The organism is Micromonospora sp. LHW51205, assembly GCF_003315815.1.
In the GTDB taxonomy this organism is placed as follows: domain Bacteria; phylum Actinomycetota; class Actinomycetes; order Mycobacteriales; family Micromonosporaceae; genus Micromonospora; species Micromonospora chalcea.
Window position 1 is genome coordinate 683,014 of record NZ_QMEZ01000001.1, and the last position, 13,795, is coordinate 696,808.

At 73.0% G+C, this 13,795-nt stretch carries 11 protein-coding genes; 5 read left to right on the top strand and 6 right to left on the bottom strand.

Features of this window, described 5'->3' with window-relative positions; translation table 11 throughout:
* Positions 1-290 precede the first annotated feature (290 nt).
* The gene (locus DQE82_RS03165) at positions 291-1,424 is read left to right on the top strand and encodes a hypothetical protein (protein ID WP_113972355.1); all 1,134 of its coding nucleotides are present in this window, start codon (positions 291-293) and stop codon (positions 1,422-1,424) included.
* Between the two features lie 9 nt (positions 1,425-1,433).
* Here DQE82_RS03165 and DQE82_RS03170 read toward each other — a convergent pair whose 3' ends face one another.
* Positions 1,434-1,943, bottom strand: coding sequence for a hypothetical protein (locus tag DQE82_RS03170; RefSeq protein ID WP_043326377.1), 510 nt, complete (start codon positions 1,941-1,943; stop codon positions 1,434-1,436).
* Between the two features lie 141 nt (positions 1,944-2,084).
* On the opposite strand from DQE82_RS03170, the gene DQE82_RS03175 reads away from it, so the two are divergent.
* Entirely contained in the window at positions 2,085-2,366 is a 282-nt protein-coding gene (locus DQE82_RS03175) for a helix-turn-helix domain-containing protein (protein WP_247660237.1), read from the top strand.
* A gap of 95 nt (positions 2,367-2,461) precedes the next feature.
* Positions 2,462-3,040 (top strand): Rv3235 family protein, encoded by a 579-nt coding sequence (locus DQE82_RS03180; protein ID WP_043326379.1) that lies wholly within the window; start codon positions 2,462-2,464, stop codon positions 3,038-3,040.
* A 218-nt stretch (positions 3,041-3,258) separates the two neighbouring features.
* On the opposite strand, the gene secA is transcribed toward DQE82_RS03180, so the two are convergent.
* Entirely contained in the window at positions 3,259-6,156 is a 2,898-nt protein-coding gene (gene secA / locus DQE82_RS03185) for a preprotein translocase subunit SecA (RefSeq protein WP_043326381.1), read from the bottom strand.
* A gap of 169 nt (positions 6,157-6,325) precedes the next feature.
* Between secA and DQE82_RS03190 the strand changes: the two genes are divergently transcribed.
* Positions 6,326-7,483 carry a GNAT family N-acetyltransferase gene (locus DQE82_RS03190; RefSeq protein WP_113971961.1) on the top strand — a complete coding sequence of 386 codons (1,158 nt, stop codon included), beginning with the start codon at positions 6,326-6,328 and terminating at the stop codon, positions 7,481-7,483.
* Entirely contained in the window at positions 7,480-8,586 is a 1,107-nt protein-coding gene (locus tag DQE82_RS03195) for a GNAT family N-acetyltransferase (RefSeq protein ID WP_113971962.1), read from the top strand. The genes DQE82_RS03190 and DQE82_RS03195 overlap by 4 nt, the downstream gene beginning before the upstream one ends.
* Positions 8,587-8,631: 45 nt before the next feature.
* On the opposite strand, the gene hpf is transcribed toward DQE82_RS03195, so the two are convergent.
* From hpf to mtrB, 4 genes are all read right to left on the bottom strand, one after another.
* Positions 8,632-9,276 carry a ribosome hibernation-promoting factor, HPF/YfiA family gene (gene hpf / locus DQE82_RS03200; RefSeq protein ID WP_064447737.1) on the bottom strand — a complete coding sequence of 215 codons (645 nt, stop codon included), beginning with the start codon at positions 9,274-9,276 and terminating at the stop codon, positions 8,632-8,634.
* A gap of 250 nt (positions 9,277-9,526) precedes the next feature.
* Positions 9,527-10,231 (bottom strand): ComF family protein, encoded by a 705-nt coding sequence (locus DQE82_RS03205; protein WP_043326388.1) that lies wholly within the window; start codon positions 10,229-10,231, stop codon positions 9,527-9,529.
* A 6-nt stretch (positions 10,232-10,237) separates the two neighbouring features.
* Positions 10,238-12,037, bottom strand: coding sequence for an LpqB family beta-propeller domain-containing protein (locus DQE82_RS03210; RefSeq protein ID WP_113971963.1), 1,800 nt, complete (start codon positions 12,035-12,037; stop codon positions 10,238-10,240).
* Positions 12,034-13,785, bottom strand: a complete 1,752-nt coding sequence (gene mtrB / locus DQE82_RS03215) for an MtrAB system histidine kinase MtrB (RefSeq protein WP_370446772.1) — start codon at positions 13,783-13,785, stop codon at positions 12,034-12,036. Before mtrB ends, DQE82_RS03210 begins: the two co-directional genes overlap by 4 nt.
* Positions 13,786-13,795: the final 10 nt, after the last annotated feature.

A 13,795-nucleotide genomic window follows, 5' to 3' on the forward strand; every position in this document is an offset into this window, starting at 1 on the left:
CTCGGGGGTGGCGGTGTTCCGGGCCTCCGGGCGGCACCTCCCCGAGCTGGAGTCGACCAACGGCACCACACGGACCGCCGGGCTGGCGGTTATCGGCCATTGATCCACTCCACCTCGGGGAAATGGTGGTATCCGGGCCCTCGGGATGCCACCACATCGCCGTACTGCAGTCGATCAACGCGCACACGGCACACGGCCCACCCGAGGAGTGGTGATGCGCCGCGTACGCTGGATGACCGGTGACCTGCCCGGCCCGGCTCGGGGATCCGGCGACCGTCGAAGGGAAGACGATGAGCAACCAGCCCGGCAGCTCCACGGCCGCGGAGACGGATCAGCCCGAGACCGTCGGGCCGACCACGGGCGACGGGGCCGCCGTCGAGACGTCCTCCGTCAAGGCGTCCTCCGTCAAGGCGCCCTCCGTCAAGGCGCCCTCCGGAGAGGCACCGGCGAGCGAGGCTCGGACGGGCGAGGACGCAGCCGGACCCGCGCATGGGGACGAGGGGACTGTCACCGGCGGGCGGGCGGAGTTCGCCCCGGGCGCGCTCGTGCTCGCCCTGCTCTCGCTCGGATGGCTGGCCGCCATGCTCTGGTCGACCCGCGAGGCGATCCACTCGACCGCGGCCGGCGTCACCGCGATCAGCCTCTCCGCGTACGCGCTGCCCGGCGTCATCACCGCGGCGCTGGTCACCGGCGCCACCGTCGCCCTGGCCGCGACCAACCGGCTCGGCCGGGCCACGCTGCGGTTCCTGGCCGCCGTCGGGACCGGCCTGGTGGTCGGGCTGCTCGCCGCGGTGGCGATCAACCTGACGTACGCGGACAACGCCACCACGAACACGATCGCCGGGACCACGGCGGCAGCCGCGATCATCGGCGGCGCGATGGCGGGCGCGCGTCAGGCCCGGGTGGTGGGTGCGATCACCGCTGCGACGCTCACCGCGCAGATCTTCGTGGTGCTGTTCAGCCGCGCCCGGGACCCGCTGTCCGACCTGTTCGGCGCCGGGGAGACCCAGCAGTCGGTGCTCGACGCCGCCAAGTGGGTCTCGCGTACCGAATCGCTGCTCGCCGGCCTGCTCGCCGGCCTCGCCGCGTACCTCTATCTGACCTGGTCCCGTCGCCGGGCCGAGCGCCGTGACGGCGTGGCGTCGCCGCTGCGCTGGCCGGCGTACCTGGTGGCCGGCGCGGGCGCGGGCCTGCTCCTGCTGCTCACCGAGGTGATCATCCGGATCGGCGGCCGCGGGCTGCTCGACCTGGCCGCCGCGCTCAGCGAGGCCGACGAGGTGGCGCAGACCGCGCTCGGCACCTCGCGGGTGGACAACGGGATCTGGGTGCTCTTCGTGGGCGCGCTGACCACGCTCATCGTGTTCGGCCGCACGCTCGGCCCCCGCCCGGTCGAGGACGAGACGGACGAGTCGGCGGCGTCCTGAGCCGCCGGCTCAGCCGGCCTCGCGCAGCAGCAGGTCCAGCTCGGTCACGTCGTACCACTCCAGTTCGTGGTCCTCGGCACCGTCGACGGTGAACTGGGCGTCCGGGTCCCCGGCCTGGGCCTCGGCCACCACCTCGACGGCAGCGGCCACGTCCTCGACCGCCTCCGCGCCGTCGACATGCAGCGCGGCGACCGACTTCACCGGCACCGGTCCGGCCGGCCGGACCACGCTCGACCCCAGCTCGCCGCCGACCCGTCCGACCGCCCGGGCGGGCAGGTCGGCCGAGACGACAACCCGTCGCCGGGGCGCGGCGGGGTCGCTCCGGAGCAGGAACAGCGCGTCCTGGGCGGCCCGGGTGAAGGCCACGTACTCCAGTTCCTCCTCGTCGCCCTCGGCGTACCACTCGCGCAGTTCCGGGGTGACCGCGTGCGCCGCCTCGGCGGTCAGCCCCTCCTCGCGCAGCCGGGCGAGCATGGGTACGGTCGCCGGCAGGTACACCCGGACAAGCTCGTCGGTCACCGGTCACTCCCGCATTCAGGCCACTCACCGGCGGACGCCGGCTCCGGGCGCCGATCATGCCGTACGCCAGGACCGTCATACACCCGGCATCCGCGCGGGTGAAGTCTCCCGCCGGTGTGTCAGGCGAACGGGCATGGGGCGATGTCAGCCGGTGATGGCAAACTAAGGCAAACGAAGCCAACCCCGGGAGTCACCGTGGAGTCGAGGTTCCTGCTGCTGTCCGACGTCGCCGCCGAGCTGAACGTCTCGGACTCGCAGGTCTACCACATGGTTCGCAGTGGCGAGCTGCCGGCGATCAAGATCGGCGGTCGGGGGCAGTGGCGGGTCGAGCGCTCCCGGCTGGAGGAATACATCGAGCGGAAGTACGCCGAGACGGCGGAGTGGGTACGCGGGAACCCGCTCGGTGAGCGCGACGAGGAGTGACCACCCGAGGACCGTCGGCCATTGACGCCGGTGACGCCATTCCGGGAAGATGAAGCCCTGTCGGAGGCAAACGAAGGCAAACGCAAGGATTCGAGATGGTCGACACCCGCCGTCCCCGCGCACCCCGCCCGCCGGTCCGTCTCCGGCCCGCCCCGCCACTCGACCCGCCGTGCGTCGACGAGGAGCCGCTGTGGAGTCCCGTCGGGCAGCTCACCCTCGACCTGAGCGATCCGCGCCGCGGTGCCGCCGCACGCCCCGCCGGCCGCGCCCCGGACCCGGCACCCGCCTGGCCACGCTGGACCGGCACCCCCGCGTCAGCCCTCGCGTCCGCCGCACCCGAGGGAACGCGGGCCGCACACCGGTTCGTCCGCACCTTCCTGGAGATCGTCAACGGCTTCCGGCCACCCGGCCAGCTCCGGCCGCTCTGCGTGCCCGAGTCGGCCGGCCCGGTCGCGGCCGAGCTGACCCGAGCAGCCCGTCGGGTGACCCCGGTCCGCCGCCGTACCGCCCGGCCGACTCTGCTCCTGCGGCGTCTGCGGGTCTGCGAGCCCCGCGCGGGCGCGGTCGAGGCCACCGCCGTGTTCGCCGGCGTCGGAGGCACGAGCTGGGCCGTTGCGATACGCCTGGAACGCCGCCGAGGCACCTGGCTGTGCCTCGTCCTGGACGTCCTCTGAGCCCGGTCGTGGCCCCCCGACCCGGCTCGACCGCGCCGCGGCCACCCGCGCCTCCACCGGCGCCGATCTTGCACTTCCGTCCCGTAGATAACGTCATGAATCGGGCATGATGAGGGCCGGAACTGCAAGATCGCGGGAGAGAGCGAGGGCACTGGGGGAACCCAGGGACGGCGACGGGCCCCGGCCGGGAGGCCGGGGCCCGTCGTGGGCGTTCGGGGTCAGTTGCCGCCGTTGGGCGAGCCGTGGCAGCGCTTGTACTTGCGGCCCGAGCCACACGGGCAGGGCGCGTTACGGGACGGGCCCTCGCCGCCGTCGACCTGGCCCGGGGCGGCCCGCCGGGCGGTGCTCGCCGCGACCGCCTGGCCGCTCGCACCGGCCGGAGCCCGGCGCGGCCCGGCGGCGGCAGGGCGCTCCGACTGCTGGCCGATGCCGAGCGCCGGCGCCTGCTGCTCGGGCCGCTCGATCACCGGAGCGCCGCGACCGGCCTCGCCGTCCACGGCGGGAGCGGAGTACTGCAGGCCCTGCTGCTGCGGCGCGCGGTTGAGACCCTTCGCCCGGATCTCCACCGGCTTCTCCAGCAGCTGCACCTCCTCGGCCTCCGGCTCGGCCTCCTCGACCTGCACGTCCAGGTTGTAGAGGAAGCCGACCGTCTCCTCCTTGATGCCGTCCATCATGGTGGCGAACATGTCGAAGCCCTCGCGCTGGTACTCGATGACCGGGTCGCGCTGGGCGTACGCCCGCAGGCTGATGCCCTCCTGCAGGTAGTCCATCTCGTAGAGGTGCTCGCGCCACTTGCGGTCGATCACCTGGAGCAGGACCATCCGCTCGAGCTGGCGGACCGCCTCCTCGCCGAGGCTCTCCTCGCGCCTGTCGTACGCGGCGTGCGCGTCCTCCTTCAGGCGGGCGAGCAGGAAGTCCTGGTCGATGCCCGAGCGGGAACCGACCTCCTCCTCCAGCTCGTCGACTGTGACGCCGACCGGGTACAGCTGCTTGAGGCTGGACCACAGCTGATCGAGGTCCCAGTCCTCGGCGTAGCCGTCGCTTGTCGCGCCGACCACGTACGCGGTCACCACGTCGTCGATCATGTTGCGGACCTGGTCGGACAGGTCCTCGCCGTTGAGCACCCGCAGACGCTCGGCGTAGATCACCTGGCGCTGCTTGTTCAGCACCTCGTCGTACTTGAGGACGTTCTTGCGGATCTCGGCGTTCTGGCCCTCGATCTGGGCCTGGGCACTCTTGATCTGCCGGGTGACCATCTTCGACTCGATGGGCACGTCCTCGGGGATGTTGAAGCGGTCCATCACGGCCTCGACCGCGCCGGCCCGGAAGCGCTTCATCAGCTCGTCCTGCAGCGACAGGTAGAAGCGGGACTCGCCCGGGTCACCCTGCCGGCCGGCGCGACCGCGCAGCTGGTTGTCGATCCGGCGGGACTCGTGCCGCTCGGTGCCCAGCACGTAGAGGCCACCGGCGGCGGCGACCTCCTCCGCCTCGACGTCACACGCCTGCTTCCAGGTCGGAAGGATCTCCTCCATCGCCTTGGCGTACTCCTCCGGCTGCTCGACCGGGTCGAGCCCGCGCTGGCGCAGCTCGTTCGCGGCGAGGAACTCGGGGTTGCCGCCGAGCAGGATGTCCGTACCGCGGCCGGCCATGTTGGTCGCGACGGTGACCGCGCCCTTGCGCCCGGCCTGGGCGACGATCTCCGCCTCCTTGGCGTGGAACTTCGCGTTCAGCACGGAGTGCGGGATGCCGCGGCGGCGCAGCATGTGCGACAGGATCTCGGAGTTCTCCACCGAGACGGTGCCGACGAGCACCGGCTGGCCCTGCTCGTGCCGCTCGGCGATGTCCTCGACGACGGCGTTGAACTTGGCCTTCTCGGTCTTGTAGATGACGTCGGGCCGGTCGAGCCGGACCATCGGCCGGTGCGTCGGGATGGTCACGACGCCGACCTTGTAGACCTTGTTGAACTCGCCCGCCTCGGTCTGGGCGGTACCGGTCATGCCCGAGAGCTTGTCGTAGAGGCGGAAGTAGTTCTGGAGGGTGATGGTGGCCAGGGTCTGGTTCTCCTGCTTGATCTCCACCCCCTCCTTGGCCTCGATCGCCTGGTGCATGCCCTCGTTGTAGCGGCGGCCGTGCAGGATGCGGCCGGTGAACTCGTCGACGATCAGGACCTCGCCGTCGTTGACGATGTAGTCCTTGTCGCGCTTGTAGAGTTCCTTCGCCTTGATGGCGTTGTTCAGGTAGCCCACGAGCGGGGTGTTCACCGACTCGTACAGGTTGTCGATGCCGAGGCGGTCCTCCACCTTGGCCACGCCGCGCTCGGTGATCGCGATGGTGCGCTTGGCGTAGTCGACCTCGTAGTCGCCCTCGCCGTCGGTGCCGGGCTGGAGCCGGGCCACCACGGTGGCGAACTCCTGGTACCACCGGGCGGAGTGCTCGGCCGGACCGGAGATGATCAGCGGGGTACGCGCCTCGTCGATGAGGATCGAGTCGACCTCGTCGACCACGGCGAAGAAGTGGCCGCGCTGGACCAGTTCGTCCTTCGACCAGGCCATGTTGTCGCGCAGGTAGTCGAAGCCGAACTCGTTGTTCGTGCCGTAGGTGATGTCGCACTCGTAGGCCGCGCGGTGCTCGGTGGCGGGCCGGTTGGGCAGCACCACGCCGACGCGCAGGCCGAGGAACTCGTGCACCCGGCCCATCCAGGCGGCGTCGCGTTCGGCCAGGTAGTCGTTCACGGTGACCACGTGCACGCCCTTGCCGGCGAGCGCGTTCAGGTAGACCGGCATGACCGAGGTGAGCGTCTTGCCCTCACCGGTCTTCATCTCGGCGATGTTGCCGAAGTGCAGCGCCGCGCCACCCATGACCTGGACGTCGTAGGGACGCTGGCCGAGCACCCGGGAGGCCGCCTCACGGCACACCGCGAACGCCTCGGGCAGCAGGTCGTCGAGGGTCTCGCCGTCAGCGAGCCGCTCCTTGAACTGGTCGGTCATGCCGCGTAGCTCGTCGTCGCTGAGGTTGACGTAGTCGTCCTCGATCGAGTTGACGGCGGCCGCGATGGCCTTGAGCCGACGCACCATGCGCCCCTCGCCGGCGCGAAGGACCTTTTCCAGAATCGACACGGATCAACGCTCCCCTAGACGGTCTCGAACCATCGTAGGCGCTCGGAGGCGACGATGGTCACTGGTGGCGGCGGTCCGGGCTCCGGAACCCGACATAACGCCGCGACCGTGCGCCACCGGCCGCTAATCGGGTTACGCCGTGCGCGAACGATCCGGCACGATGGCTCGGATGGAGCCTGTGGAGATCATCGAGGACGGCCTGCTGCTGCGCCCCTGGCGTGCGGCGGACGCCGACGCGGTGCACCGTGCCTGCCAGGATCCGGACATCCAGCGCTGGACCACCGTACCTCGCCCGTACCTGCCGGAGCACGCCGCCGAGTTCGTGACCACGTTCAGCGCGACCGCCTGGGCCGAGGGCGCGGGCGCACCGTTCGCGGTCTGCGACGCCGGCACCGGGGAGCTGCTCGCCTCGTGTGGCCTGGTCTCCGTGGACCGCGAGCTGGACTCGGCCGAGGTCGGCTACTGGACCGCGCCGTGGGCCCGGGGCCGGGGCGTCGCGGTCCGCGCCACCCGCGCGCTCGCCCGCTGGGCGTTCGACGCGCTCAAGCTGCGCCGGCTCATCTGGCAGGCCGAGATCGGCAACCACGCCTCGCGGCTGGTCGCGCTGCGCGCCGGCTTCCGCGTCGAGGGTGAACTGCGGCTGGCCCACCCCAGCGCCGGCGGCCGTCCGGAGGGCTGGATCGGCTCCCTGTTCCCGGCCGAGCTGGCCGCGCCCGGCGACCCGGTCCCCTACGGGCCGGACACGCTGCAGGCCCGCCGCGCGGCGGTCTTCGGCCGCCCGCAGCCGGTCCTGTTCGCCACCGCCGGGGACACCGAGCTGCGGCTGCGCGCGCTGGAGGAGCGCGACCTGCCCGCGGTGACCCGCACCTGCCAGGACGAGCAGACGATCCGCTGGACCACGGTGCCGCACCCGTACCGGCCGGAGCACGCCGAGGGCTTCCTGCACGACCTGGTCCGCCCGGCCTGGGCCCGGGGCACCGCCGCGACGTTCGCCGTGGCCGACCCGGACGACAGCTACGTCGCCTCGATCGACCTGCGCATCCTCCCCAACGACCCGCTGGTGGCCGACGTGGGCTACATGACCGCGCCGCACGCGCGCGGCCGGGGTTACCTGCCGGCCGCGCTCACCGCCGTGTGCGCCTGGGGCTTCACCACGCTCGGCCTGGCCCGGATCGAGTGGCGGGCCAACGTGGGCAACACCGCCTCGCGGCGGGCCGCCGAGAAGGCCGGCTTCACCGTCGAGGGCACGCTGCGCGGCGGCGTCCAGCACCGCGGCGAGCGCCAGGACGCGTGGATCGGCGCGCTGCTGCCGGAGGACCTGGTGTGACGCCGGAGACGATCGAGGGGTACGGCGTACGGCTGCGGCCGTGCCACCTCGGGGACGTGCCGGACATGGTGGCCGGGTGCGCCGACCCGGAGACCCGCCGGTTCATGCCCCTGCTGCCCGATCCCTACGACGAGGACGCCGCCCGCTGGTGGATCACCGAGGGCTCGCCGGCGGCGTGGGCGGCGGGTGGGGCCGCGTACACGATCGCCGACCCGGCCACCGACCGGCTCCTCGGCAGCATCGGCCTGAGCCGGCTCAGCGCGGAGCGGGCGAGCTACGAGATCGGTTACTGGGTGGGTCCCGCGGCGCGCGGCCGGGGCGTGGCGAGCGCCGCCACCCGGCTGCTGACCGAGCGTGCGTTCGCCGCCGGGGCGGCCCGGCTGGAACTGCTCACCCGCGTCGACAACGTGCCGAGCCAGCGCATCGCCCTGGCCTGCGGCTACCGGCACGAGGGCGTACGCCGGGCGGCGGGCGCGAGCGCGGGCGGCGTACGCGAGGATCTGATCGCCTGGGTGCGGCTGGCCGACGACCCGCCGGGACCGGTCGGCCGTCTGCTGCCGGACCTGCCCGGCGGCCGGCTCACCGACGGCGTGGTGACGCTGCGCCCGGTGGGGCCGGCGGACACCGACGTGCTGCACCGGCTGCACTCGCTGCCGGAGGTGGTGGCGAACCGGGTGCCGCCGGTGGCGCCGGAGCGGGCCGCGCTCGCGCGGCGCTGCCGGCTGGCGGCGAGCCGCTGGCTGGCCGGCGAGGCTGCCGACCTGGCGATCGTCGACGCGGTGACCGGCGCTGTCGTCGGCGGGTGCGCGCTGTTCTACGACGAGCCCGCCACCGGCCAGGCGATGATCGGCTACAGCCTGCTGCCGGAGGCGCGCGGGCGCGGGCTGGCCGCGCGTACGGTCCGGCTGGTCGCCGGGTGGGCGTTCGGCATCGGGGTGGCCCGGCTCTGGGCCGGCACCCGGCCGGACAACGTGGCCTCGCAGCGCGTGCTGGAACGGGCCGGCTTCCGGCGGGAAGGGCTGCTGCGCGGGCGGTTGCCCGGCCCGGACGGCGCCCGGGTCGACTCGGTGGTCTACGGCCGGCTCGCCACCGACGAGAACTGAGACGGGCCCCCGCGCGTGCGGGGGCCCGTCTCACCGGTCAAGGGGTCACGTGTCGAGCTGGATGATCCCGTAGTCGTACGCGTGCCGCCGGTAGACCACGCTCGGGCGGCCGGACTCCTTGTCCTGGAACAGGTAGAAGTCGTGGCCGACCAGTTCCATCTGGAACAGCGCGTCGTCGACGGTCATCGGATCGGCGGGGTGGACCTTCGCCCGGGCGATGTGCCACGGCTGGTCGTCGGGTTCGACGTAACCGTCCTCGTCGGGACGTTCGGCGACGGCGGTGGCGGCGCCGTGGCCGTCGCGCGCCGCCAGGCCGGGCCCGTCGAGTTCGGCCACCGGCAGTCCGGCGGTCGCGGCGGCCACGGAGATCGGCGCGTGCCGCCCCCGGTGCACCCGGCGGCGGTCCGCAGCGCGGCGGAAGCGGGTGTCCAACTTGGCGATTGCGGCGTCGAGCGCGCTGTAGAAGTCGCTCGTGCAGGCCTCGGCCCGGATCACCGGGCCGCGCGTGACACAGGTGATCTCCACTCGCTGGCAGTGGTCCGCCTGGCGTGGATTGCGCTCGTGGAACAACTCGACGTCCACGCGAATGAGCTTCTGGTCGTAGCGTTCGATCTTCGCGAGCTTCTCGGCTACGTGCACCCGGTAATGGTCCGGCACTTCGACGTTACGGCCCTTGACCACGATGTCCACGTGACCTCCCTTGTTCGGACGGTCGTTCGGTCCGGAGAATCCGGTCGACCCGCCCGGGAGGGCCCCGCTCGGCGTCGACCGGTGGTGTTCGGCTACGCCTCCTTCCAGCGCCGGGGGAAGGTTGGCATCCTCTCTACCCCCGACACCGAAACGCTAACTCCTCTACCGCCAACCGTCACCCCTGGTTGCCGAAAGGGGTTGCGGAATTTAACACCTCATACACCATGGGGTGAAACGGATACACGAAGCGTCACCGAACGTGCCGCTTTTGCGTTGCGGCGAGCACGGCCGCGGCCTTTGGCGTCATTCCCGCGCGGTGCAACATCCGGCTCACCGCCGCGAGCGTCGCGCCGGTGGTGACGATGTCGTCCAGCAGCACCACGGTCCCGGCCGGGCGGTGTCCGGTCACGGGGCGGCGCAACCGGAACGCCGCCTCGGCCGCGGTGGCCCGTCCGGCGCTGTCCAGCGTCACCGAGTCGGGCCGGGACAGTGCCCGCAGCGGTCGCAGCACGCGTACCGGCCAGCCGGCCGCGCGCAGCCGGGACGCCGCCGGGCGGACCAGCCGGTCCAGGTGGTCGCCGTACCGGGCCCGGGCGGCGCGGGCCGTGTCCGGCACCGCCACCAGCGTCACCGGGCCGGGCGGCCCCACCGCCTCGGCGACCACCTCCGCCAGCAGCGCGCCGAGCGGCCGGGCCAGCCCGTGCCGGCCCCGTTCCTTGTACGCGAGCAGCGCCTCGCGCAGCGCCCCGCCGTACGGGCCGAGCGCGACACAGGGCGGCAGGCCGGGCGGGGCCGGATCGGGCCGGGTGGGCGCGGGGCGCAGCGACTCCAGTTCGCGTACGCAGCCGGGGCAGAAGCCCTGCCGCAGCCGCGCCGCTCCCCCGCCGCAGCCGGCGCACCCGGCGGGCAGCACCAGGTCGGTCAGGTCCGACCAGAGCCCGCCGAGGTCACGCACGGCGGCTCAGTAGAGGAAGAACGGGGCGGTCGGGTTGGTCGCCCGGCTGCCGGCCGGCACGTCGAGCACCTGCTCCCGCTTGACGAAGTCGAACGGGTTGTTCCGCCAGGCCGCCCCGTCCGTCTCGAACATGAACGAGAACGCGGCCAGGCCCCGGTCGCTGCCGCCCGGATACCCGGCGAGCTGGGTGACCGGGGCGCCGATCTCCACCGCCAGCGGGGTCTCCCACACGCCGTCGACGCTGAGCTGGTGGATCGCCGAACGCCGGTCCGCCTCGTTGCCGGCCAGCACGAGTTCGTTCTCCGCCACCCAGTCCACCACCGTCACGCCGGTGAGCAGGGTGGCCACCCGGCGCGGCTGTCCCAGGTTGACCACGCCGCCGTCGACGCTGACCGCGGCGACGTAGAGCGCGCCGCCGCTGACCAGTGCGACCCGGTGGCCTTCGAGGGAACCGGCGACCGCCGTCACCGGGCCGGACACGGACAGCGCGATCTCGCTCATCCGGCCCGACCCGTCGAACCGGTAGAGCTTGCCGTCTGCCGCCACCAGGCCACCCGGCCGGGCCTTGGTCAGCGACCGCAGCCAGGTCGGGCGGCTCATCGCGCGGAACGTGCGGTCGCTCGCGTTGAGCGTGGCCACCGGCTCCGCGCCGGAGCCCACCTTGAGCCGCTTGCGGTTGTCGGCGCCGGTGACGACGAGCGCGGCCAGCACCTGTTCCTCGGCACGGGCGAGCGCGGCGGAGACCACGTTGCGGTTCTCCTCCGGCGGCAGCGGCACGGCGGCCCGCGGCTCGTTGCCGAACGCCAGTGGGCGTACGGCACCGTCGTAGACGCCCAGCCGCATCGGGTTCGCCCCGCGCGGGTACGCGACGACCGAGACGCGCTCCCGCCGGAGGGCGACGGTCAGCCGCTTCTGGTTCTGGATCTTGAGGTCGACCACGCCGTCCAGGTCCGACAGGGACCAGGCCAACTGGGTGCCGAGCCGGTTCAGCCGCTGCTCGTTGGCCCCCGGCATGTTCAGGTTGATCTCCCAGTGCCCGTCCGTCCCGGTCGCGTTGTTGATCAGCTGGGTGCCGTCGGGCAACCCGGTCACGCCGGCGGCCAGCCAGTCCGAGGGGCGGTCCGCCAGCCACTTCATCACCTCGGTGATCCGCCGCTCGGTCGGTGCCGAGGAGAGCAGGTAGCGCTGGTCCGGCACCAGCCGGGTCTGGTCCGAGTTCCAGAAGTAGACGGTGCGGGGGCGGTAGTACTCACGCATCGCCGAGTCACTGGCCAGCAGCACGTTCGGCGCCTCGGTGATCAGCAGCCCGGTCCCGGCCGGCTCGGCGCGGCGCAGCTCGAAGACGTACTGCGTGTCGCTGGCCACCGGCGGCCCGAGCGTGCCGTCCGCCCGCAGCACGCCGACCTGCTGCACCTTGAGCGTCACCGTGCTGGTGCCCTGGTTGTTCGGCGGCGTGCTCTCCGGCTTCTCCCGCAGCCGCACCACGGTCAACTCGACCTCGCTGGTCTGCGGCTTGCCCGGGAGCAGGTCGCGGGACTCCTCGGCGAGGAACTTCCGGGCCCGGGCGTACGCCTGGTCGCGTTCCCCGGCCGCCGCCGCCCGCAGGTAGTTCTCGATGAACGGCACCGGCTCGCTGCTGTCGGCCGGTTCGGGCGGCCGGGCCGGACTGCCGTTGAGCGCCCCGCCCTGCGCGGCCGGCACCGAGCCGTCGATCTGGACGTCTGTCTCACCCGGGATGCCGCAGCCGACGAGCGCGGCCGGAAGCAGGGCGCCGGCCAGCAGCAGGGCCAGGGCGCGGCGGCTCACGGCCGGACCTCCGCCCGGTCGCCGTCGGTGGCGGGCTCCACGGCCAGCGTTCCGGCGTCGGTGCCCGGGCCGATGGCGAGCAGGCCGCCGTCGCGGGGACCGCCGAACGGCACCGTGGCGTCGGCCGGCACCAGCCGCAGCGGGGAGGTGGTGAGCCGGTCCCCGGCCCGGGCCGGCAGCGTGAGCCGGAACTGGGCGCCCTGGCCGGGCGCGCCCCACGCCTCCAGCCAGCCGCCGTGCAGGCGGGCGTCCTCCAGGCTGATCGACAGGCCGAGCCCGGTGCCGCCGGTCTGCCGGGCCCGCGACGGGTCGGCCCGCCAGAAGCGGTTGAACACCAGCTTCTCCTCCCCCGGCTTGAGGCCGACGCCGTGGTCCCGCACGGTGATCGCCACCGCGCTGCGGTCCTGGCCCAGGGTGATCCGTACCGGTTTGGCCTCGCCGTGCTCGACCGCGTTGCCGACCAGGTTGCGCAGCACCCGCTCGACGCGGCGCGGGTCGACCTCGGCGATCACCGGAGTGTCCGGCAGGTCCAGCTCGATCGTGACCCCGACCCGCTCGGCCAGCCCGGCCAGCCGCTCGGTGACCCGGTGCACCACCGGCACCAGGTCGGTGGGCTCGCTGTCCAGCACCGCGAAGCCGGCGTCGAACCGGCTGATCTCCAGCAGGTCGGTGAGCAGCTCCTCGAACCGGTCCAGCTCGGCCTGGAGCAGCTCGGCGCTGCGGGCCACCGCCGGGTCGAACTCGTCCCGCTCGGCGAAGATCAGGTCGGCGGCCATCCGGACCGTGGTCAACGGGGTCCGCAGCTCGTGCGAGACGTCGGAGGTGAACCGGCGTTGCAGCCGGGACATCTCCTCCAGCCGGAGGATCTGCCGTTGCAGGTTCGTCGCCATCTGGTTGAACGAGGCGGCCAGCAGGGCGAGGTCGTCCTCGCCGGAGACCACCATGCGCTGGTCGAGCAGGCCGGCGGAGAGCCGCTGCGCGGTGCGCGCGGCCACCCGTACCGGCGTCACCACCAGGCGGGTGACCAGGGCGGCCAGCAGGCCGAGCAGGAGGACGAGCGCGACGCCGGTGGCGACCACCGTGGCCCGGGCGTCGGCCGCCGTCGCGTCCTGCCGGGCCAGGGGTACGAGGTAGTAGAGCTCGACCTGCCCGAACTTGGTGGGCACCGGGGAGCCGTAGACCAGGTATTTGGTGCGTTCGCCGCCGAGCGACCCGGTGCGGATCTGGTGGGCGACCTTGCCGGAGGCCACGGCGGCCCGCAGCTCGTCGCCGATCACCGTGCCCACCGGCACCTCGGGCGTGGTGCGCGGCTCGATGAACTCGGCGAAGTTGTCGGCGGTGATCGCCACCACGACGCCGCTGGTCTGCGTCGGGTCACCGCCGGCAAGGTAGTTCACCGTGCCGTCGATGGTGTTCTGGAGCTGCGCCTCCTGCGGCTGGCTGTAGAGGTTGAACTGCTTCGCCGCGTACTCGCTGCCGTTGCTCAGCCGCAGCCGCACGTCGGTCTCGGCGTTCTCCAGCAGGATGCTGGTGATCTTGTCGGCGATCAGGTAGGCGAAACCGCCCACCAGCAGACTCGACGCCACCAGCGTGATGGTGACCACACGCACCTGGAGCGACCGCCGCCAGGCCTGGTGCACCGCGGCGACCAGCCGGGCGACCCGGCCGCTCAGGGCGAGCCAGAGCGCCCGCACGGCGTGGAGCCGGCGGGGCTCGGCGGTCGGCGTGTCCGGCAGCGGGGTGGTCACCACAGTGCTG

What these genes read in the sequence shown, in the direction of transcription:
- DQE82_RS03165 (WP_113972355.1), top strand. Translation starts at nt 291, where the DNA reads ATGAGCAACCAGCCCGGCAGCTCCACGGCCGCGGAGACGGATCAGCCC.
- DQE82_RS03175 (WP_247660237.1), top strand. Translation starts at nt 2,085, where the DNA reads ATGTCAGCCGGTGATGGCAAACTAAGGCAAACGAAGCCAACCCCGGGA.
- DQE82_RS03180 (WP_043326379.1), top strand. Translation starts at nt 2,462, where the DNA reads ATGGTCGACACCCGCCGTCCCCGCGCACCCCGCCCGCCGGTCCGTCTC.
- DQE82_RS03190 (WP_113971961.1), top strand. Translation starts at nt 6,326, where the DNA reads ATGGAGCCTGTGGAGATCATCGAGGACGGCCTGCTGCTGCGCCCCTGG.